This window comes from Caldicoprobacter faecalis, from assembly GCF_900115765.1.
Taxonomy (GTDB): domain Bacteria; phylum Bacillota; class Clostridia; order Caldicoprobacterales; family Caldicoprobacteraceae; genus Caldicoprobacter; species Caldicoprobacter oshimai.
Genome location: NZ_FOXR01000021.1, coordinates 1 through 20,220, shown reverse-complemented (window position 1 = coordinate 20,220; position 20,220 = coordinate 1). Strand labels below are relative to the sequence as shown.

General features: G+C 43.1%; 21 protein-coding genes and 1 pseudogene. 12 read left to right on the top strand and 10 right to left on the bottom strand.

Annotated features, from left to right (window positions below; genetic code table 11):
• Positions 1 to 9: 9 nt before the first annotated feature.
• From mnmG to BM241_RS08400, 5 genes are all read left to right on the top strand, one after another.
• Complete coding sequence (mnmG, locus tag BM241_RS08420; RefSeq protein WP_092282517.1) at positions 10 to 1,908, top strand: tRNA uridine-5-carboxymethylaminomethyl(34) synthesis enzyme MnmG; 1,899 nt, start codon at positions 10 to 12, stop codon at positions 1,906 to 1,908.
• Positions 1,889 to 2,614: a 16S rRNA (guanine(527)-N(7))-methyltransferase RsmG gene (gene rsmG, locus BM241_RS08415; RefSeq protein WP_092282516.1), complete on the top strand. Its 726-nt coding sequence runs from the start codon at positions 1,889 to 1,891 to the stop codon at positions 2,612 to 2,614. The genes mnmG and rsmG overlap by 20 nt, the downstream gene beginning before the upstream one ends.
• Positions 2,615 to 2,827: 213 nt before the next feature.
• Positions 2,828 to 3,619: a nucleoid occlusion protein gene (noc, locus tag BM241_RS08410; RefSeq protein WP_092282525.1), complete on the top strand. Its 792-nt coding sequence runs from the start codon at positions 2,828 to 2,830 to the stop codon at positions 3,617 to 3,619.
• Between the two features lie 195 nt (positions 3,620 to 3,814).
• Complete coding sequence (locus tag BM241_RS08405) at positions 3,815 to 4,588, top strand: ParA family protein (protein ID WP_092282515.1); 774 nt, start codon at positions 3,815 to 3,817, stop codon at positions 4,586 to 4,588.
• Positions 4,589 to 5,452: a ParB/RepB/Spo0J family partition protein gene (locus BM241_RS08400; RefSeq protein ID WP_177206133.1), complete on the top strand. Its 864-nt coding sequence runs from the start codon at positions 4,589 to 4,591 to the stop codon at positions 5,450 to 5,452.
• Positions 5,453 to 5,511: 59 nt separating this feature from the next.
• On the opposite strand, the gene BM241_RS08395 is transcribed toward BM241_RS08400, so the two are convergent.
• Positions 5,512 to 6,219 carry a CvpA family protein gene (locus tag BM241_RS08395; protein WP_092282514.1) on the bottom strand — a complete coding sequence of 236 codons (708 nt, stop codon included), beginning with the start codon at positions 6,217 to 6,219 and terminating at the stop codon, positions 5,512 to 5,514.
• A 321-nt stretch (positions 6,220 to 6,540) separates the two neighbouring features.
• Positions 6,541 to 7,665, bottom strand: a complete 1,125-nt coding sequence (locus tag BM241_RS08385; protein ID WP_025748753.1) for a hypothetical protein — start codon at positions 7,663 to 7,665, stop codon at positions 6,541 to 6,543.
• Between the two features lie 271 nt (positions 7,666 to 7,936).
• On the opposite strand from BM241_RS08385, the pseudogene yyaC reads away from it, so the two are divergent.
• A pseudogene (yyaC, locus tag BM241_RS08380) lies at positions 7,937 to 8,459 on the top strand (spore protease YyaC).
• On the opposite strand, the gene BM241_RS08375 reads toward yyaC, so the two are convergent.
• The 6 genes from BM241_RS08375 to BM241_RS12475 all read right to left on the bottom strand — a co-directional run bounded on the left by BM241_RS08375 (position 8,456) and on the right by BM241_RS12475 (position 13,168).
• A complete protein-coding gene (locus tag BM241_RS08375; RefSeq protein ID WP_025748755.1) occupies positions 8,456 to 8,749 on the bottom strand; it encodes a YkuS family protein in 294 nt (97 codons plus the stop codon). The pseudogene yyaC and the gene BM241_RS08375 overlap by 4 nt on opposite strands.
• A gap of 76 nt (positions 8,750 to 8,825) precedes the next feature.
• Positions 8,826 to 9,341 (bottom strand): DUF4446 family protein, encoded by a 516-nt coding sequence (locus BM241_RS08370; protein ID WP_025748756.1) that lies wholly within the window; start codon positions 9,339 to 9,341, stop codon positions 8,826 to 8,828.
• Positions 9,342 to 9,369: 28 nt separating this feature from the next.
• The gene (locus BM241_RS08365; RefSeq protein WP_025748757.1) at positions 9,370 to 10,242 is read right to left on the bottom strand and encodes a diacylglycerol/lipid kinase family protein; all 873 of its coding nucleotides are present in this window, start codon (positions 10,240 to 10,242) and stop codon (positions 9,370 to 9,372) included.
• A gap of 18 nt (positions 10,243 to 10,260) precedes the next feature.
• On the bottom strand, positions 10,261 to 11,592 hold the full coding sequence (locus BM241_RS08360) for a hypothetical protein (RefSeq protein ID WP_092282513.1): 1,332 nt from the start codon (positions 11,590 to 11,592) through the stop codon (positions 10,261 to 10,263).
• 162 nt (positions 11,593 to 11,754) lie between these two features.
• Positions 11,755 to 12,900, bottom strand: a complete 1,146-nt coding sequence (locus BM241_RS08355) for an MFS transporter (protein WP_092282512.1) — start codon at positions 12,898 to 12,900, stop codon at positions 11,755 to 11,757.
• A 97-nt stretch (positions 12,901 to 12,997) separates the two neighbouring features.
• The gene (locus BM241_RS12475) at positions 12,998 to 13,168 is read right to left on the bottom strand and encodes a hypothetical protein (protein WP_177206132.1); all 171 of its coding nucleotides are present in this window, start codon (positions 13,166 to 13,168) and stop codon (positions 12,998 to 13,000) included.
• A gap of 176 nt (positions 13,169 to 13,344) precedes the next feature.
• On the opposite strand from BM241_RS12475, the gene BM241_RS08350 reads away from it, so the two are divergent.
• The 3 genes from BM241_RS08350 to BM241_RS08340 are packed head-to-tail and all read left to right on the top strand — an operon-like array spanning position 13,345 to position 16,741.
• The gene (locus BM241_RS08350; RefSeq protein ID WP_092282511.1) at positions 13,345 to 14,313 is read left to right on the top strand and encodes an AAA family ATPase; all 969 of its coding nucleotides are present in this window, start codon (positions 13,345 to 13,347) and stop codon (positions 14,311 to 14,313) included.
• Positions 14,314 to 14,316: 3 nt separating this feature from the next.
• Positions 14,317 to 15,435 (top strand): DUF58 domain-containing protein, encoded by a 1,119-nt coding sequence (locus BM241_RS08345; protein WP_092282510.1) that lies wholly within the window; start codon positions 14,317 to 14,319, stop codon positions 15,433 to 15,435.
• Entirely contained in the window at positions 15,407 to 16,741 is a 1,335-nt protein-coding gene (locus BM241_RS08340; protein ID WP_092282509.1) for a hypothetical protein, read from the top strand. Before BM241_RS08345 ends, BM241_RS08340 begins: the two co-directional genes overlap by 29 nt.
• A 3-nt stretch (positions 16,742 to 16,744) precedes the next feature.
• Here BM241_RS08340 and BM241_RS08335 read toward each other — a convergent pair whose 3' ends face one another.
• Positions 16,745 to 17,659 carry a cation diffusion facilitator family transporter gene (locus tag BM241_RS08335; protein ID WP_092282508.1) on the bottom strand — a complete coding sequence of 305 codons (915 nt, stop codon included), beginning with the start codon at positions 17,657 to 17,659 and terminating at the stop codon, positions 16,745 to 16,747.
• Between the two features lie 351 nt (positions 17,660 to 18,010).
• On the opposite strand from BM241_RS08335, the gene BM241_RS08330 reads away from it, so the two are divergent.
• From BM241_RS08330 to BM241_RS08320, 3 genes are read left to right on the top strand one after another with little or no spacing between them, the layout of a single operon-like run.
• Positions 18,011 to 18,727 carry a gamma-glutamyl-gamma-aminobutyrate hydrolase family protein gene (locus BM241_RS08330; RefSeq protein ID WP_092282507.1) on the top strand — a complete coding sequence of 239 codons (717 nt, stop codon included), beginning with the start codon at positions 18,011 to 18,013 and terminating at the stop codon, positions 18,725 to 18,727.
• Positions 18,728 to 18,768: 41 nt separating this feature from the next.
• On the top strand, positions 18,769 to 19,647 hold the full coding sequence (locus BM241_RS08325) for a mechanosensitive ion channel family protein (protein WP_207648985.1): 879 nt from the start codon (positions 18,769 to 18,771) through the stop codon (positions 19,645 to 19,647).
• Positions 19,647 to 19,841 carry a DUF951 domain-containing protein gene (locus BM241_RS08320; protein ID WP_025748767.1) on the top strand — a complete coding sequence of 65 codons (195 nt, stop codon included), beginning with the start codon at positions 19,647 to 19,649 and terminating at the stop codon, positions 19,839 to 19,841. The genes BM241_RS08325 and BM241_RS08320 overlap by 1 nt, the downstream gene beginning before the upstream one ends.
• A gap of 9 nt (positions 19,842 to 19,850) precedes the next feature.
• On the opposite strand, the gene BM241_RS08315 is transcribed toward BM241_RS08320, so the two are convergent.
• Positions 19,851 to 20,027 carry an aspartyl-phosphate phosphatase Spo0E family protein gene (locus tag BM241_RS08315; protein WP_084054779.1) on the bottom strand — a complete coding sequence of 59 codons (177 nt, stop codon included), beginning with the start codon at positions 20,025 to 20,027 and terminating at the stop codon, positions 19,851 to 19,853.
• Positions 20,028 to 20,220 lie beyond the last annotated feature (193 nt).

Sequence of the window (20,220 nt, the reverse complement as noted above, 5' to 3'; positions counted from 1 at the left end):
AATGCGGCTATGGAATTTTATGCAGGGGATTATGATGTAATTGTAATAGGAGCTGGTCATGCGGGATGTGAGGCAGCCCTTGCCGCGGCGCGATTGGGCTGCAAGACGGCCGTTTTTTCCATAAGCCTCGAGGGAATAGCGCTTATGGCGTGCAATCCTTCAATAGGCGGTACTTCCAAGGGTCACCTGGTGAGGGAGATAGACGCTTTGGGTGGGCAGATGGGTATAAATACCGACAAGACCTTTATCCAGATAAGGATGATAAATACCGGTAAAGGCCCTGCCGTCCATTCCTTGAGGGCTCAGGCCGATAAGAGGAACTATCACCTTCAGATGAAGCAGACGCTGGAAAGGCAAGAAAATCTTGATGTAAGGCAGGGTGAAGTGATTTCGATAAAGGTTAAGGGAGGGACTGTTGAAGGCGTCGTTTTAAGCACCGGCGAGTATTACAGTTGCCGTGCGATTGTGGTAGCTACTGGCGTTTATTTGAAGTCACGAGTGATCATAGGGGAGTATTCTGTAAACAGCGGTCCTTCCGGCCTTTTTCCGGCAAATTATCTATCGCAGTGCTTGAAGGACTTGGGTTTTAGGCTTAGAAGATTTAAAACAGGGACTCCCGCTAGGGTCAATCGTAAAACCATAGATTTTTCAAAGATGAAAGAGCAACCCGGAGATGAGATTATAATACCCTTTTCGTTCTTGCACGATACCATAAAGAGGGAGCAGGTGTCCTGCTGGCTTACCTATACCAATCAGCGTACCCATGAAATCATCTTGGAGAATCTGCACCGTTCGCCCTTGTATTCGGGCGTTATAGAGGGAATTGGGCCACGGTACTGTCCTTCCATAGAAGATAAAGTGGTCAAATTCAGGGATAAGGAAAGCCATCAGGTATTTATAGAGCCTGAGGGACTCAATACGCTTGAGATGTATGTGCAAGGTATGTCCACCAGTATGCCCATCGATGTGCAGATTGCCATGTATCGAACTATCCCTGGACTGGAAAACGTCCAGATTATGCGGCCCGCCTATGCTATTGAGTATGATTGCATCGATCCCACTCAGCTCAAGCTGTCACTGGAAAGCAAGGAAATAAAGGGTTTGTTCTTTGCCGGGCAGATAAACGGAAGCTCGGGCTATGAGGAGGCTGCAGCTCAAGGAATTATAGCCGGCATAAACGCTGTACAGTATATAAAAGATCAGCCTCCGTTGATTTTAGACCGTTCACAGGCCTATATAGGGGTATTGATTGATGACCTTGTTACTAAAGGCACCAATGAGCCATACAGGATGATGACCTCGCGTGCCGAGTATCGCTTGCTGCTCAGGCAGGACAACGCTGATCTAAGGCTTACAGAAATAGGCCGAAAAATTGGGCTGGTGGATGACAGAAGGTACGATTTGTTCATGCGAAAAAGGGAGATGGTAGAAAAGGAACTGGCCAGGCTGAAGGAAGTAGTGGTAGGACCTACTGATAAGATACTCGATTTTCTGAGAAAAAAGGGGAGTTCACTGATAAAGAGTGGGATTACGCTGTATGACCTGCTCAAAAGGCCTGAAATTCAATACAGCGACTATGAAGAGCTGGGGCTTGCCAATCCTGAGCTGACCAGGCAGGAAAAGGAGCAGGTCGAAATCCAGGTAAAATATGAAGGATATATTAAGAAGCAGATTCAACAGGCGGAGCAGTTCAGAAAGATGGAAAATAAGCTAATACCGGAGGATATAGCCTACGACGATATACCCGGGCTTAGAAACGAGGCAAGGCAGAAACTCAAGGAGATAAGGCCGCGTTCCATAGGACAGGCCTCCAGGATTTCTGGAGTATCGCCGGCTGATATATCGGTTTTAATGATTTACATGGAAAAGATGAGGAGGAAAAAGGCCAGTGAAGAACTTCAGCAGTGAAGTTGAACTTTTGAAAAGCGGCCTTTTGCAGTGGGGTATCGAGATAGATGACGTAAAAGTTGAACAGTTTAGGAAGTACGTCTATCTTTTGGTCGAATACAACGAAAAGGTAAATTTGACTGCCATTACAGAACCCAGGGAGATTATAATACAGCATTTTTTGGATTCTCTTGGCCCTTTGACTATGGACATTTTGCAGCCCGGGATGAGGATAATGGATGTGGGCTCTGGTGCCGGTTTTCCTGGCATTCCTATAAAGATAGCCATTTCCGAATTGGATATGGTGTTGCTAGACGCTTCTAAAAAGCGGGTGAACTTCTTAAACTACGTCATAAGATCTTTGGGGCTTGATGGGATAACGGCTGTTCATGGAAGAGCGGAGGAGTTGGGACGGTCTCAGTATAGAGAAGCGTTTGATGTGGTGGTATCCCGGGCGGTGGCTCCTCTCAGGGTGCTTTGTGAATATTGCATCCCTTTTTTGCGCCCGGGAGGATTTTTTTTGTCGTATAAAGGGCCTGGTGCTTTGGAAGAGCTTGAAGCGTCAAAAAACGCGATTGATGTTCTGGGTGGGAACTTTGTTGAGATAAGAAATATTAAAGTGCCGTTTTCAGAGAAAACTCATAATATTGTGGTGATACGAAAGGAAAAAAGGACTCCGAATAGATATCCTCGATCGCCCGGAAAACCTCAAAAATCGCCATTGTGATGGCGATTTTTTTGTGTCAACATACAAATATAGAGAAAAATGAAGAAAAATGAAAATAAAAAGAGAAAATTTTAATAATATAATAATAAACAAAAATTTCAAAAAAATTTAAGCAATTAAGAAGGAATTTAAGAATTTATGGCGAATATTATAAAGCGAATGGGGGCGATAGAGGTGTTAAGGGTTATAAGAAAAGGCGTATCGGGTAACTGCATGATGGTGCAGCAGATCCCGATTGATAAGATAAGGCCAAATCCTTATCAGCCCCGAAAGGAGTTTTCAAAGCAGGGGCTGGAAGAGCTATCTCAATCCATAAGGCAGTATGGGGTGCTGCAACCAATAACTGTTAGAAAGGTCGGCTCTGATGCTTATGAATTGATTGCTGGCGAAAGGCGATTGCGCGCCTGTCAAATGATAGGGATGGAGTATATACCTGCAATAGTCCTAAACATCCATGAGAGGGATTCGGCAATTATAGCTATGATAGAAAACCTTCAGAGGGAAGATTTACATTATTTAGATGAGGCAATGGGGTATGCCTGTCTGATACAAGATCATGGCTTTACCCAAGAGGAGTTGGCCAAGAGGATAGGGAAAAATCAATCTACCATTGCCAATAAGATGCGCCTTCTCAAGCTCCCGGACAATATAAAGAAGATGTTGTTGGAGAATAATCTAACCGAGCGGCACGCCAGGGCATTGCTCAGATTGCCCGATGATGATTTGAAATTGAAGGTTTTAGAGCAGGTCATAAGCAAAAAATACAATGTAAAAGAGACTGAAATGTTGATAGAGAGGATATTGAGAAAGCTTCAGTCGGACAAGCTTGGGACCATTAAACGCACAAAGGTGAAGCAGGCATGCAAGAAAGATGTGAGGATTTTTATAAATACTATTAAGAAAGCTGTAAACATGATAAAAGAGTATGGGCTTAATCCACAGATGACGCAAATTGACAACGAGGACAGTGTGGAAATAATTGTAAAAATACCTAAGTATTCGTAAAGGTAATGCTGCGCGTTAAACGGAAGTTATTAAAATTCATATTTTATAAAAAAGTAAAATACGGCATAACCGCAAAAATTGGTGATGCCGTATTTTGTTTTTATTGCCCTTTAAATTGATGTGATATTTTAATATAATATAGTTTAAAGAACAGTTATTCTCTGCTTGAAAATGAAATGAAGGGGTTGTTATTTCATGTCAAAGGTGATTTCTATAGCCAATCAAAAAGGTGGGGTGGGTAAGACAACGACAAATGTAAACTTAAGTGCGTGTATAGCGGCTCTAGGTAAAAGGGTATTGACTATAGACATAGACCCACAGGGTAATACCACAAGCGGATTGGGAATTGATAAGAATAAAATTGGCTGTTCTATTTATGACGTATTAATAAATGGAATTGATGTAAAGCAGGCTATATTGTCTACCAAAATAGATAATCTCGATATCATACCTTCAAATATACAGCTTGCAGGAGCTGAAATAGAGATGGTACCCATGATTGCCAGGGAAACCATTCTTAAAAAAGCTATTGAACCCATTAGGGAAGAGTACGACTATATTTTTATAGATTGTCCCCCTTCTTTAGGGCTTCTTACTATAAACGCTTTGACTGCTTCAGATAAGGTTATAGTGCCAATTCAATGTGAATACTATGCCCTTGAGGGTTTGAGCCAACTGATCAATACAATTAACATTGTAAAGAAGAACTTAAATCCGTCTCTGGAGCTTGAAGGCGTTGTATTGACCATGTTTGATGCCAGAACCAATCTTTCAATACAGGTCGTGGAAGATGTAAAAAGGCATTTTCGCGATAAGGTGTATAAGACCATTATTCCTCGCAATGTCAGATTGGGTGAAGCCCCAAGTCATGGGATGCCCATAACGCTTTATGATCCCAAATGCGTAGGGGCTGTTGCATATTGCGAGCTTGCTGAAGAATTCATAGAGAATGATAGGGAGGCGATTTAGTTGGCTAAACGCGGATTGGGAAGAGGGTTGGATGCCCTTCTTCAGCCTTATGATGCGCAAATGATTTCCTCTGGCCGGGAAGCTATTCAAGAGATAAAAATAACCGATATTGATCCAAACGTCAATCAGCCCAGAAAGCGGTTCGATGAGCAAAAGATAATGGAACTTGCCCAGTCTATAAAGCAGTACGGCGTCGTTCAGCCCATTATAGTCAAGCCAAACAACGGCAGATACATAATCGTTGTGGGAGAAAGGAGATGGCGAGCGGCACGGCTTGCCGGTTTGACCCATATACCAGCTATTGTAAGGGATGTGGACAAGCGCGAGCTGGTAGAGATAGCCTTGATTGAAAACTTGCAGCGTGAGGATTTGAATCCAATAGAAGAAGCACAGGGAATACGTCAGCTAATCGAGGAGTACGGGCTTACTCAAGAACAGGTTGCCGAAAGGATAGGGTGGAGCAGGTCAGCTGTGGCCAATGCCTTGCGGCTTCTTTCTTTGAGCGATGAGATCAAAAGCTATTTGGAGGATGGCAGATTGACATCGGGGCATGCGAGGGCACTGCTGGCTGTCGAAGATGAGCAGATGAGGTTAATGCTTGCAAAGAAGATAGTTGAAAAGGGCCTGAGTGTTAGGGAAGTTGAGCAAATAGTCAGGAATTTAAAGGGGCGTATAGGAGATAAAGAGAAGAACAAAAAGACAAGTACAAATAAGCCTGGCTATATTTTAGAAATTGAGGCTAGCCTGGAGGAACGCTTTGGGACTAGGGTTCAGATTACCCCAGGGAAAAAGAAGGGCGTAATTCAAATTGAGTATTATAGTGACAGCGATCTTGAAAGGATAGTGGAGAAGCTGATGTCATAGCATTGTTTCACGTGAAACATTCCAGAATTGTTTCACGTGAAACAATTAAAGGGATTCGTTTATACGAATCCCTTTATAAAATTAGTAAATATGTTTAGTTTGAAGAAAAACTTTCCTAGAAAAGAGTTCTCTATTGATGAATAGATCATGTCGAGTGGAACCAAAGCCAATATAACTGGTACTAATGAGAACAACAGAAACATTAAAAATATCCCTCTTATCAACCCAATTCCAGCTCCTGCAACCCAGTCATACTTCTTTAAAGCAGGTAAACCTATAACCTCCCTTGTAATGGATATGATGACCTGACAGGTTATTTTAATTATTACAAAGAGCGTTATAAAGCATAATATATTGAGTATTATATATGCCACGCTATAGTTGAAGTATTCGCCAACAGTAGTAAGATGCGGCAAAGTGCCATTCAGCATGTTAAACATCAATAAACGATCGAAAGGGGGAGGTAGCTGGGCTCGAGTCACTATGTCTATTATTTGCTCTTCTGTCAATGAGGATACATGGAGAGCTTGTTCTTCAATCGACTGAACTTTGGATGCACCTTCTGTATAATATACGAGCTTTTTTATTAAATCGGGGTACCGATGTACAAGAAATTTTGAGAGCAAGGGATGAAATATAAGGGAGGCCAACCATGAAAAAAGGGAAGACAAAAAACTCAGAGCCGAAGCCACAAAACCATTGTATATACCGATTAGTGCACATATTGATAAAACAGCCAAGATTATGTAGTCAATATAATTCATCATATCCGAGCGCAGGAGACTCCATCTTCTTCAAGATGGAGAGGTATGCGCTCTTCTCTCCTTTCTAACATTAGAGTCTTGGTTTTCTCCACAAGTCTCAATCTGCTATGTTTTGCACTGTCATGTATCTTCTTTTCTGAAAGACTTCTTATAGCAAAATACCCCCCGCTACTCCTTAAACCCGCTATTATCCCAAGCATGCCTCCGTATTTTACTCTGTCATATTGCCTAAAACCATTTGCTTCCTTGATCGTGTTAAGAGGCTAGTCAATCATGGCTCCTCACAAGCCCTCACTTTCTTTAAGCGGAGGGTTGTTGACTCTTTCAAGAATTAACTTTATTTAACGCATATATATGTAGCATATTATCTCTGCTTAATACATAAAAACGATCAGGGGCAAAAGGCGACCAATATACTTTTGTTGGATGTACATCTAAAGTATAAGCCTTGACGGTGTTTCCGTTTTTTCCTATAATGATCAAATCGCCGTTTCTGTTCAGGGCGATGAGTTGCTGCTCTTTGTATGGCTGTAAATTGGTCAGTCCATATGGAAGTTCCAATAATTCCTTTTCCCCGTTGCTGCGTACATACACAGCGTTGGCCTTATTAAACCTTGCCTTTGGGAAATAGAGCACCAGGTCGTTGCCTAAAGCTGCATACTGATGGATATAACAGTTGGGGGCATTGATGCTCCATTTAATTGAACCATCAATATTGTAACATATTATCTGATGTATGCCAACCAAAACAATGCTTTTTTGGGTCCTGTAAATCTTGTAAAACATTGAATCGTTCAATGACAGCATTCCTTGCGGGGAATCGCCATCGATGAAATTAAACACACGCGTCGATGGGTATGGAGTATCAGTAGCTAGGGTAAGAATAGAGAAACCCTTGGTAAGAGGATCATAGGACGCATCCATATAATGTGAATGGTCCATACCTTCTAAATTGATGGTATACACATTGTCTTTTTCAAGGAGTAACGGTTTTAACAGGTTACCTTGTGTCTTTAATACCACCAAGAGCATATCACCCAGTTCACGTATATCAAATCCTTCACTTCCTTCTTCAATGGTATACACCAACCTGAAAGGTGTATGTGAAGTCTCATATACGAATCTATTGTTTACTAGCGCATATCGAGAAGTAGATTGATTGATAACAGGGGAATTGCCCACCACTGCTATATCTTCTGGTTTAAAGGGCAAGCTCATCTCTTTACCATCAAACGTGTAAAATTTGGTATTAGTACCTGAAACTGCAAATCCGTCTTTAAAAAAATGTACATGCGCGTCTTGTTCTACCTGTATAGGCCCGTTTAATAAGTTGCTGGCCTGTAGGCTTTCATGTCTATAGAACAATGTCTCATACAGTCGAGTATGCATTACTATGCCGATTGCGAGAACAATTAATGTAATGAGTAAGGCTAGTTTTATCTTCTTCATCTTATCCTCCATTAATTGATAATTTCATCAGAAAAGAAAATACGAAATTAATATTGATATTTCGCCAAAAAGTGAAAAAATCCTGCTTTTAACATGGCCAATTATTTTTTTATGGCCCAAGCATTATGTTTCAGTCAGGTTTCATAAAAATTATATTGAATGACTTTTTGGGTAGCAGGAAAAAATGAGATAAAAAAGGCAGGAGGAATTTAAGGCAGTGCAAGCAATAGAGAATAGAATTATCGATATTAAAAATCCCAATGCATTACCGATGTTCACTGAAAGATTTATTTTTACTTTTAGAGAAGCGTACAAGATGGAATGCACCAGCATTGTCGTGTTGTGTATTGGCACTGATCGATCAACGGGAGACTGCCTTGGCCCTTTAGTGGGATACAAACTCAGTTCGATGGTCAAGTGGCAAAACGTATTTGTGTATGGTACTTTGGAGAATCCAGTACACGCCAAAAACCTGCACAGTACGCTTAGTACGATAAAAACAAATCATAAACGTCCGTTTATAATAGCTGTTGATGCATGTCTGGGAAGCCATGAAAAGGTTGGGTGTATAATAGTGGATAAAGGTCCCATTGTTCCGGGGGCGGGCGTTAACAAGAAGCTACCCAAAGCAGGAGATATGTACATAATAGGAATAGTAAATGGTGGGCGGTTTGGCAGAATATCTCATACTGCAAAACACCAGGTTGAGCCTGGTCATGAATATGGCCGATATCATCAGCAGAGGAATGTATTTGAGCTTTTCAAAGTTGGCAGAGGCATCGGTTTGGACTTAAAATAAAGGGCTGTATACGCGCCTTTCGATTATTTGAACGATCTCGTCTATATCCTTGTCCTTTGCATTGATCAAGATGGCGCCAGAATAATTATAGGCAGGAGTTAGCATTGTATACTGCTGAGATAGATATTTGTTAATATTAAGCAGAGTGTTGTCGTTGTTTTCTTCAAGGTATATCAATGCATCAATGGGGTAATTGGCTTCGTCATAAAACACCGCTTTATATCCCAGCTGGTTTAACTGATTTTTTATATAATCCAGCCCCCTTTGAACGGCTATGACTTTCATAAAAAAACACCTCCACTGATATTTTTTCTCAAGGAGGTGTTTTCTATACACCATTTATATTTGGTTTTACAGCTAATTAGATCTTAGTAGAAGGGCTGTTTTGGTTGATGGCTCTATTTATAGCTTCAATTTCTTCTTGAGATAAAGGATAGGTAGAGGTACCATTTTGGATTGGTTTTGCGTATATGGAGGAAGAACTTCTGGTGAACAACCCTGTCAGAACTACTCCATTATTGTTTTTATCCAGTAAGGCCACCGAAAAGCTCAAATCGCTACCCATCTGTTCAAATGGATTGTACCGTATAATTCCTACCCTTTGTACGCAGAATTCTAGTTCTTTCGCTAAATTCTGGTATCTCTGTTCTAAATCCTGGATTTTAACGGCATTATTTTTGACGCAATCAAGGTGATGCATCAGCAACGCTTCAAGATTTTTATTGTCCATGCCCCTCATCAAACGCTTATATTTTCTGATAATTTTTCGAGTTTTTATCGAGTAAACTATTACGATCGTAAACGCCAGTACAGATAAGGCAGCCGAAATAGCTGTGATCAAGTAGCCGTATTCTTCCCAAATTATGTACAAGTCCATATGTTACCCTCTCCCCTTGCAAAAACCTCTAGCAAAATACAAGGATACCCTGATTTAACACAGAAAATTGGACAGGGGTTGTCGCGATTATATCGCCATCTCCGTTTACCGGAAGGCTTTCATTGCTGTGTATTTTCACCTTTTTGCACCTGTAAGCCTTAACATAAGGCAGATCCAGGTATTTCCCCGATACGAATTTCCAAAACAAAAAAGGGAACTTAAACCGCGGGACGGGCGTAATCAATATTGCATCGATGTATCCGTCATCTATAGAACCGTTGGGATTTACGTTCATTCCTCCTCCGTAATAGGTACCATTAGCAATAGCAAAAAGTAGTATTTTCGCACTAATTTTGGTATTATCGATCTCGAGTATAACGTCTTTGTGCCTGTAAGTGATGAACTTAAGGAATGCCGCTATGTAGTAAGCCGCTTTACCGGAAATCCAGCGTTTAACCTTTTGTATATCGCGGGCTATCTCGGCATCAAAGCCTACGCTGGCAACGTTGAAGAAATAACCATCACCGTAAGAGACTGCATCTATGTATTTAGGTTTACCATATGCGATAATAGATAGGGCCTTATCTATTTTGGAAGGAATGTTTAGGCTTTTTGAGAGGTCATTGCCTGTACCTGTGGGCAGGATGCCCAGAGGAGTTAATGAGCCAACCAGACCATTTGCAACCTCCATAACGGTGCCATCGCCTCCTACTGCCACAACGGCATCGTATGACAAAGAAATGGCACTCTTTGCCAGAGCTGTGGCATGTCCCTTGTATTGAGTTTTTGTTATCTCATATTTAAAACGGCATTGTCTGCAAAATTGTTCAATTAAAGGTATGGCACCAAGCGCTGTGCCATTTCCTGCAGCAGGATTTACAATGAACAGCAGTTCTTTCATATCTACTCCCCTGTTTCTTCAAAATATGTATCTCTTTTTCCTTTTATTTCTTCGTCTGCGTATCATATACATTATTATAATTAGCAGCAATATGCCTATAAAAACCAGTTCTACTGGAACATCATAACCCAATATGTGAACATATTCAATATTATCATCGTTGGTTTCGACGCTATTGTGGGATTCGGTTTGGTCATCTGCGGTTTCATCCGTTTCTTCTAATTCTTCAGGAGGAGGCGGTGGGGGAGACAGCCTTTTGATCTCATCTTCCACCCATTTTATAAAAATGGCATTGTTTTTTAAAGAGGGTTGTACCCCTTTGAGGTAATCTAGGATTTCCTGTTCCCTTCCCATGAGTTTCAAAAGGGATACCCTGTCATAGATTATCTTGTTGCGTATCACATTGGAAAGAGGCTCTTCAAAGCCAGGGGAGGCTTGAAGCTGGTCAAATATTTCAAAGGCCATCCCCGGCTGATAAAGCTCCATATGGCACAGGGCTTTTAAATATTTCAATTCATTATTTAATTCAAAAGAAGGATTCGCCTCCAGGAATTTGGCAATCGATGCAACGGCATCATCATAGTCCATTTTTTCGTATGATTTGACTATGTCGATCACGTCGGTATTATTTTGCGCTTTTTGTTTTAGATAGCTTGCCACAGCCAGCTCAACAGGGTAAAAATAAAGCTGCAAATCTTCGGCTTGCCTGACATCCAAAAAGCGCCATATCAACCTGCCTCCGGTATCGTATTCAGAAGGCATGGTTGAGGGATTGGGTTCAAACACATAGGGGGGATAAAAGTCCAAGTCTGCTATAACCTGAATGTAGTTAATAGGTCCCTTCCAAAGGCTAAGAAGTCTTAGAGGAACATATATAGTTCGAAGTTCGGTCTGATCAGATTTGTTATCTATCGTAAAAGAAGATTTAATGGCTTTAGATTGGCCGGGGGCTAGTTTCACTGTAAATGTACTCCAATTGGGAGGCAAAAACATATCGGGCATTTCTGGATTTTGAGCGGCACGTACCGTGGTAAGCCTTTGACTTTGCCCCTCAACTATTACTGAAGGCTGTTTTACGGCCACTATGTCATCATATTTCGAAGGTATGCCCACTGTAATGCTTGCCTCTGAAGGGCCGTCATTCCTTATGACCATGGACGTATCAACAGCTGTGAATGTCGGCCGCACTCTCAGGGTGGCCTGAAATGAAACCAGGGTTATGTTGTCGCTTTGAATCGGATAGGCCCTTCTTCTGGATATCTCCACTGGGACTTGTATGGCATATGCGGGGATGGCAAAGACAAACGCACAAATAAAAATTGTGACCCAGACAAACAGCCTTTTCCTCAATTTTTTATCCCCCCAATCGTTAACCCATAAAACAACACCCTTTTAATTAGTCTAGCATAACTTACTGCAATGGACAAGGAGTGTTTTAGGAACAAATGACAATTAAAATTATTAAGGTAAGACCGTATAATATGCATTATATGCGGTCTTACCTTTTTTTGCCTATTTTATAAACCTGCCTGAAATCAAGGTCCCTGAAAGCCCCAATACAGCGGTCAATACAAATCCCCATGTCAATCCCAGCGTATCGCTTATAAGACCTGTAAAGGCTGGTCCAAGGAACATGCCTATGGCGTATATGGCTTGGAAAAAGCCCATGGCGGTGGCTCTTTTGGAGTCTTCTACCGATTTTATGCTCAGCGCCATAAGCAGGGGGTATACAAGTCCACGGCCTATTCCTCCGATGGCCTGGGATATGTACAGCAAATATATATTTTTAATAAATGGGATTGCGGCACAGGCGGCAGAAATAATGACGAAGCCCATAGCAATCACTTCCTTTTCACCGTAGCGTTTTGCGAAAAATGAGCCGCTTGCAGCCGAGGCAAATACCGCAGGAAGGGCAGAGAAAGTGGCCAAAAGCCCCAGCTGCGCATTGCTGGCGCCTATGTTTTTGGCTGCAACCGGCATAAACCCGTAGGTGGTTGCAAAGGTGATGAACTGGACGAGTATTGCAAGCCCCGAGACCAGCAGCAGTTTGCAATCCCTTGATACTGAAAGGAGCTGCGATACGGTAAGGGGCTGGCGATCTACGTTTTTGTTTTCTACTATGAACAGGCTCAATAAAAGACCTATTAACCCGCCAAAAGCTGCTACCGTGAAAGTGCTGGCTTGTCCGAAATGTTGCGCCGCGTAACCACCTATCAGAGTGGCTGACATCTGGCCTATTGTGGTAAAGGAGTTTATAATTCCTACGGCCTTAGGGGCGTTCTGCTGGGCAAAGTAGCTCGAGAACAGGACTGTATATGCTACCCAGGCCGAGGCAGCAACTCCTGCTAGGGAGCGAAACCACAGCAGCCAAAACGGCGCCTTGAAAAGCCACATCCCTACAGCGCTTATGAGAGAAGCGGTAATGCCCATGATTATAAAAAATTTTCTATTGCCCATTTTATCCGAAAGGATTCCCCTGGGAATCCTGAGCAGCATTTGGGTAAACCCATACGATCCTACGATGAAGCCTATCATCTTGTAGGATGCCCCCAGGGATTTGGCATAAGGCGATAAGATGGGCACGTAGGAATACATTGAAAACCAATACAAGCTGGTTGCAATGCAAAACAGCGGTATGCGGCAAGAACCCTTGTTCATTACATCCCCCGGTTGCTCTCAAAGGATTTCAGAATTAATTATCCTAATTATACCATTAACCATGCTCAAAATCTAGTGAAGCCTGGCCAAGGAATCTTCAATTTTTGACAGGTAATATTTTTCTTCCCGTGCCATGTGGTTTGCAACCAGGGGAATGAGGTAGAAGCCATATAGTCTTTTCCTTTGAAGACAGCGCGCTCTGCAAAAATATGGCATGATCGCACATAACGCTCAGCCAGAAGAGCATCTCTGCTCTTGTATTGTACAACAAAACCCCTCCCTTTTTCATATTGGATTTATAACAGTATATTCATGAAAATATGTTCAGGTTCGGGGCGACCCATTAAATCAAAAAAGAGTTTAAATATGGTGAAAATCGTACAAGGAATTAACTGATCCATGGCGAATATAATGAATTGACACCAAAAAAGGAGATGGTAACGAATGCGATTTGCCCATATCTATGACCTGGCAAAGAGGGTAAAATCAAACATACAGCGGGTGATTGTGGGAAAAGAGGATATAATAGACCTTTTGCTGGTGGCGTTGATTTCATCGGGGCACGTGCTTTTGGAGGATGTGCCGGGTATGGGAAAGACCTTGCTTGCCAAATGCTTGGCAAAGTCCTTGGACTGCACCTTTAAAAGGGTTCAGTTCACGCCCGACCTTCTGCCCAGCGACTTGAGCGGAATAAACTATTTCAACCAAAAAATCGGCGAGTTTGAATTCAGGCCTGGCCCAATTTTCACAAATATACTGCTGGCCGATGAGATAAACAGGGCTACGCCCAGGACGCAGTCCAGCCTCCTCGAATGCATGGAGGAAAGGCAGGTCACCATCGACGGTGAGACCATGAAGCTGCAGCAGCCTTTTATGGTTATCGCCACCCAAAACCCTATAGAAATCCAGGGGACTTTTCCGCTGCCTGAGGCACAGCTGGATCGTTTTTTGCTAAAGGTTCAGATGGGCTATCCATCCTCTTCGGAGGGAATTGAAATCTTGAAAAGGTTTAAGGAGAGAAACCCGTTTGACGAGATCTCCCCAGTCGTCAGCCGGGAAGAGATTATAGCCGCTCAACGGGATTATGTGAACGTCTTTGTGAGCGATGACATTCTTCGGTATATAGTGAATATCGTTGAGATGACCAGAAAGCACAATGACGTGCATTTGGGCGTAAGCCCCCGGGGAAGCCAGGCACTCCTTAGGGCATCACAGGTATATGCAATACTGCAAGGGAGGGACTATGTCATTCCCGATGACGTCAAGGCAATGGCAAAGCCGGTACTCAGGCACAGGATGATTTTGAGAAATGTAATGGCCGCCAAGGGCGGTCAGCAGGATGAAATCATTGATCAAATACTGCGGCAGGTTCCGGTGCCCACCGAAGAACGGCTGTGGGAAAGGGAAGGTTAAACCATGTCTGTTCAGTGGTTTATATTTATAACCGTTGTCATTGTGATGATACAAGGGCTGGTATTCAGAAAGTGGGGGCTAAAAAACCTCAAATACCATAGGTATTTTAACGTTCCGGCCGTGTTTGAGGGGCAAGAGGTGGAGATGGTTGAAGTGATATCCAATGAAAAGCTCTTGCCTGTCCCATGGCTCCGCATAGAATCCAAAATCAGCGCAAATCTGAAATTTCAAAAGCAGTTCAATCTCGATATACAGCATCAACAGTTTCACAAAAGCCTTTTCAGCTTGATGCCGTACACTCGAATCATCCGGCGGCACAAAGTGAAGTGCTTAAAGAGGGGATGTTATTATCTCAATTCGGTTACGATGACCTGTGGTGATTTGTTTGGATTTCAGGAAGTGTCAAAGGAGTTTCAGCTGTCGGCACAGCTGCTGGTATATCCCAAACTCATACCGATGGAGGATATTCCTTTGCCGTCTCACAGCTGGCAGGGAGATGTGACGGTGAAGCGCTGGATAGTGGATGACCCGTTTATGGTGGCAGGAGTAAGGGATTATGCTTACGACGATCCTCTAAACCGCATCAACTGGAAAGCCACTGCCCGTACTGGCAAGATAAAGGTCAATAACCTCGATTTTACTGCAAACCCAAGGTTGATGATATACTTAAACGTTGACATTTCCGAAGAGATGTGGAATGCTGTCACTGAACCCGAAAGGATTGAAAAGGGCATATCCTATGTTGCTTCCATTGCACAGCACATTATTTCCCGGGGAATAGAGGTGGGGTTTGGAAGCAACGGATACCTGATAGACCGGCCAGGGGAACCGGTGCGCATCTTGCCGAGGTGCAGCCTGGAGCATCTCACCACCATATATGAAGCCCTGGCTAAATTGGTTATAGCAAGGAGCGTGACATTCTTTACATTTCTGGAACAGGACCTGGCAAGAGGGGTTACGGGGATGGATTTTCTCATAATCACCTCTTACGTAAGCCCGCGGATGGAGAACCAGATAAGAAAGCTGAAGGAATACGGCAATGCAGTGGAATTTCTTTGGCTGCACCCGCAACAGGATATAAGGAGTGAAGAGCATGAAGAATCAGGCATTGGCGTTTCTTAAGCGGAGCATGCAGGCCGCAGTAGAACTCATCGCTTTTTTCCCTTTAATTTTGATGCTAGCGGCTTTTGCTTTTCCCGAATCTGTAGCGCTTGGCTGGGTGACCTTTTTAGTGGTGTATTACATTACGGGAATCCTTTTGAGGACCGTTTTAAGGAAAAAGCCGAAGATTGCATCTGTACTGTTGGGCGTCATCATTACATTTTCTCTGGCATATAGCGTTTTCGGCTGGGGTCTGCCGCTGTGGGCTTCATACAGCGTAGGGGTTGTGCTGCTTTTCAGAGGGATGTCCTTTGTTGAGCGCAGGTGGGAGGAGGTTTTCCCCTCTGCTGCCTTGTGGGTGGGGATACTGATATATTTTGTAGCCTACTTTTTCTACAAGCATTCAATGACGCTCATGCCCTATGCAGGTTTGGTAGCGCGGATGGGCTTTATTTATACCGGCATAAGCCTTATCATATTTAACCTACAACAACTCAAAAGAGCGACTCTATCCAGAAACGGTGAGCCTGTGCTTTCTTCCGGGCTTTTGCGGCACAACAGGCTGCTGATTGCCCTGACATTTATATTGATAGGCATTGTAGCAAATTTGAGCCGCCTTAAGGAAGCGGTTTTATGGCTGGTTAATGCCATAATTTTGTTGATTGTCAAGGTCATCTTATTTTTAAGCAACCTTGTGCCTATGAGTGAGCCGGGAGGGGAGATGCCGCCGGATGGTGGGATGCTGGATATGCTGCCCGAGGCAGAGCCTAGAGCTCCAAATATCTTTGACTACATATTCGAGGTTTTGGCTTATGTTTTAAGTATAGCGTTTGTAATTGCGTTGGTTGCTGCACTTGCCATGATGTTGTATAGAGTAATGAGGAGGCTTATCAAGCTGCTGGCAAGGTTGATACAGGAAGAGGAGTGGATGGGGACTGATGCTGGATATGTGGATGTGAAGGAAAAGGTGATCGACCTAAAAACGTTGGGAAAGGAATATGCCAGTAGGTGGAAGCACTGGCTGACCTCCTTGATTGAGAGGGAGCCGCGGTGGGAAGACCTGTCCGATGTCACCCAGAAGGTGCGGTATCTTTACAGGCGATTTCTGATTCGCTGTATCAGCCTAGGATACCGGCCCAAAAGCTATATGACGCCCAACGAGATAAAGGAGGATTTAAAGGCGTGGAACGAGAGGAAGGGACGTCAGGCCGATGTGCTCATCCCACTATATAACCTTGTGAAATATGGTAAAGACGCTGAGAAGCTGATCGACCATAGAAGTCTTGACGAGCTAGCAGACATGATAGATAAACGCTTCGGCGACTGATTTTTAGCACGATTTATCGCATTTTTGACACGCGGAGTGGAGAGATGCTGGTTCGCAAGGGTTTACGTGTACCATGAGGTCCTTTACATCTCCCACCTTTGATATTACAGCACTTCTTACTTCATTGGCGATATTGTGCCCATCAAGCACGCTTATGCGACGGTCAACAACTATGTCAACATCCACGTATATCATGTTGCCGTGCCTACGGGTCTTTAAAAGGTCTATTCCTTTGACGTCCGGCACTGAAAGTATGATTTGGCGTATGGCTTCCACCTTTTCTGGGGGAGCCGAGGAGTCCATCAGCTCTGAGATAGACCTTGCATATATCTCATATGCCATCTTTAAAATGAGTATGGCACCCAGTATGGCTGCTATCGGATCAGCTGCGGCATAGCCCAGCCTGGCTGCACCAATCCCTATCAGGGTTATCATAGAGGTCAAGGCATCCGAGCGATAATGCCAGGCATTGGCTTTGAGTGCCGTGCTGTCTATCCTTTTGGCGGCGATGATGGTATACTGAAACAGAACTTCCTTGACGATTATAGTTAGAATGGCCGCATAAAGGGCAAGAACGCCGGGCGTTTCGACGTCGCCTGTGATCAGGTGCTGTACTGCCTTCCAGCCAATCGCCAGCCCTGCTGCCAGCAGGAATCCGGCAACGAATTTTGCCGCAATAGCCTCTGCCTTTTCATGGCCGTATGGGTGCTCCTGATCTGCGGGCTTATTTGCTATTTTCAATCCCAGTGCTACAATCAATGTGGTCAATATATCTGAAGCCGATTCAACGGCGTCAGCGATCATGGCAGTGCTGTGGGCCACCAAACCTGCTAACAGCTTCAGCAGCGTCAACAGAGCGTTTGTTATAATGCCTACTCTGTTGGCTCTCTGCCCTGCATCGTATCGAGCATTTCCCATGTTTAAAACTCCTTTCATTTTCAATTAAGAATAAAATTACTATTATATTATTTCATTTCATGGAGAAATGCAACATAAAATAGCTTAAAAATCAACAAAAATTATTTGAACGGCAAACAAAAGATAATATCCATCATTATCAATTGAGAATAATTATTGCAATCAAATCTTTTTACAAAAAGAGGGGGAATAAGGCATAAAAATGTGATAAAATAGTCTCCGTAAATTTAGCATATTGTACAGGGCCTATGAGTTAAAGCGTGGCTCTAAAATAGAGGAGTATAAAAATAAAACGGGGTTGCGTAACATGGAATAAAAAGATATTATGATGAAAATGGGAGTGTAGGGAGCATGAGGCCTTTGATAGGTATTACCTGCGATTATGATTTGGAGGCTGATAGGATTCAGCTGCACAGCGACTATTGTAGGGCCATATACGCGGCTGGAGGGCTGCCTGTGGTGTTGCCATATATCGATGTTGAGGATGTTTGTTCTTTGGCCTCCAGACTGGACGGCATCATGTTTACAGGAGGCGGCGACATAGACCCCCATTACTTTGGCGAATATCCCCATTACGCTTTAGGGCAGGTAAATCCAATTCGTGATGAGGCAGAGATAAGGCTTTGCGCCTGGGCTATGGACAATGACAAGCCTGTACTGGGCATATGCAGGGGGATTCAGGTGATGAGCGTGGCTATGGGTGGGACGCTTTATCAGGATATAGCCACTCAATTGAAATCTGAAGTTACCATAAATCATCGTCAAACAGCGCCCGGGTGGCATCCCATTCACGGGGTCAGGCTTGAACCCGGTTCCAGGATAAGCTCTATAATGGGGCAGCAGCATATACGGGTAAACAGCTTTCATCATCAGGCTGTAAGAGAAGTGGCTCCTCCTTTTTGTGCCACCGGCCGAAGCGATGACGGCGTCATTGAGGTTATCGAATCCAGAGAGCATACCTTTGCGGTAGGGGTTCAGTGGCATCCTGAGCGGATGTATAGGCATCATCAAAACATGTTGCTACTATTTAAAGCTTTTGTGGAGGCGTGCAGCATGAGCAAGCCATAAAAGATAGAGGCGTTTAATGAGGAGAAGGAGGAATCAATATTGTGAAGGAATTTTTGCTTAGCATTGGCAGGGAACTGAATGCCTGGATTGAAGGATTCACAATAGAAAACTACCAACATTTAGCTTTCATAGCTTTGAAGATATTGGCCATATTGTTTTTGGCAGGCGTTGTATACAGGATAGTCAAGGTTTTAATAGATAGATTTTTTAATGCACAGATTCAGGCAAAAATTGGTGTAGATGTAAGAAAGGTAAATACCCTACGGGCTCTGGCTCATAGCATATTGAAATATACCGTATATTTTGTTACAGGCCTTACTGTTTTGGGGCAATTTGTGGATACTACTTCTATTTTAGCTACGGCTGGCATAGGGGGATTGGCCATAGGCTTTGGAGCTCAGAGTTTGGTAAAGGATGTGATCAGTGGATTTTTTATATTGTTTGAGGACCAGTATGCAGTGGGAGATTTTGTTACTATAGGCGATACGACAGGCACGGTGGAGGAAATAGGTTTAAGGATTACCAAGATACGCGGTTTTAAAGGCGATTTGACCATTATACCTAACGGACAAGTACAAAAAGTGGTAAACTATACGAGGGGCAATGTGCTGGCTGTGGTCGACATAAGCGTGCCTTACGAGACCGATATTGATAGGGCCATTAAGCTCATAGAAGACGTTGCAAAGAGGTATGCTCAGGAGAATAAAAACATAGTTGAACAGCCCCAGGTTTTGGGGGTTATAGATATGGGGGATTCCCAGATAACCATTCGTGCCGTAGCCCGTACTTTACCCTTAAAACATTGGGAAGTAGAACGAGAGTTGAAAAAGCGAATCAAAGAGGCTTTCGATGAAAACGATATAGGGATACCTTATCCCCGCAGGGTTATAATTCAGTCCGAAAAGGAGGAGAAACAGTGATGCCAAATCAGTATTCGGTAGGTGATATCGTACAGACGCGCAAGCAACACCCCTGTGGCAATGACCAATGGGAAATAATAAGAGTGGGAGCAGATTTCAAGATAAAATGTTTAAAGTGCGGTAGAATAGTCATGATGGACAGAGAAAAGTTTGAAAAGAGGGTAAAAAAGCTGATAAAGGAAGAAGGGGAATAAAAAAAGGGCTCACTCTTTTGAAGCCCCTTTTTTTGATGCATTGTACGTTTGAGAGTAATAAAGCTCAATCAGTTTGTCCAGCTTTTGACTGTATTTGACTACCGGTTCACTACACAGCTTTTGGTTTTTTAATATTATATTGTGCAGTTCTTGGCGTAGCGTATTTATCTCTGTTACCAATTCCATATGATCCCTCACTCTTTCCTTGTCAAAAGTCAATACAAGAGTCAACGAATCGAATTATAGCTTAAAAGTGCGATAGGGTCAAGATGTTTATCACCATTATGTCAATAGTCTGTGAAAATGTCACCTCAAAAAGGATAATTTTATTCAGTAAAAATGTCAACTATGGGTTTTAAAAAATATTACAGAGATAATT

What these genes read in the sequence shown, in the direction of transcription:
- BM241_RS08315 (WP_084054779.1), bottom strand. Translation starts at nt 20,027, where the DNA reads ATGGAATTGGTAACAGAGATAAATACGCTACGCCAAGAACTGCACAAT.
- BM241_RS08350 (WP_092282511.1), top strand. Translation starts at nt 13,345, where the DNA reads ATGCGATTTGCCCATATCTATGACCTGGCAAAGAGGGTAAAATCAAAC.
- BM241_RS08385 (WP_025748753.1), bottom strand. Translation starts at nt 7,665, where the DNA reads ATGAAGAAGATAAAACTAGCCTTACTCATTACATTAATTGTTCTCGCA.
- mnmG (WP_092282517.1), top strand. Translation starts at nt 10, where the DNA reads ATGGAATTTTATGCAGGGGATTATGATGTAATTGTAATAGGAGCTGGT.
- BM241_RS08330 (WP_092282507.1), top strand. Translation starts at nt 18,011, where the DNA reads ATGAGGCCTTTGATAGGTATTACCTGCGATTATGATTTGGAGGCTGAT.
- BM241_RS08370 (WP_025748756.1), bottom strand. Translation starts at nt 9,341, where the DNA reads ATGGACTTGTACATAATTTGGGAAGAATACGGCTACTTGATCACAGCT.
- BM241_RS08395 (WP_092282514.1), bottom strand. Translation starts at nt 6,219, where the DNA reads ATGATGAATTATATTGACTACATAATCTTGGCTGTTTTATCAATATGT.
- noc (WP_092282525.1), top strand. Translation starts at nt 2,828, where the DNA reads ATGATGGTGCAGCAGATCCCGATTGATAAGATAAGGCCAAATCCTTAT.
- BM241_RS08345 (WP_092282510.1), top strand. Translation starts at nt 14,317, where the DNA reads ATGTCTGTTCAGTGGTTTATATTTATAACCGTTGTCATTGTGATGATA.
- BM241_RS08365 (WP_025748757.1), bottom strand. Translation starts at nt 10,242, where the DNA reads ATGAAAGAACTGCTGTTCATTGTAAATCCTGCTGCAGGAAATGGCACA.
- BM241_RS08335 (WP_092282508.1), bottom strand. Translation starts at nt 17,659, where the DNA reads ATGGGAAATGCTCGATACGATGCAGGGCAGAGAGCCAACAGAGTAGGC.
- BM241_RS08375 (WP_025748755.1), bottom strand. Translation starts at nt 8,749, where the DNA reads ATGAAAGTCATAGCCGTTCAAAGGGGGCTGGATTATATAAAAAATCAG.
- BM241_RS08340 (WP_092282509.1), top strand. Translation starts at nt 15,407, where the DNA reads ATGAAGAATCAGGCATTGGCGTTTCTTAAGCGGAGCATGCAGGCCGCA.
- BM241_RS08405 (WP_092282515.1), top strand. Translation starts at nt 3,815, where the DNA reads ATGTCAAAGGTGATTTCTATAGCCAATCAAAAAGGTGGGGTGGGTAAG.
- BM241_RS08355 (WP_092282512.1), bottom strand. Translation starts at nt 12,900, where the DNA reads ATGAACAAGGGTTCTTGCCGCATACCGCTGTTTTGCATTGCAACCAGC.
- BM241_RS08320 (WP_025748767.1), top strand. Translation starts at nt 19,647, where the DNA reads ATGCCAAATCAGTATTCGGTAGGTGATATCGTACAGACGCGCAAGCAA.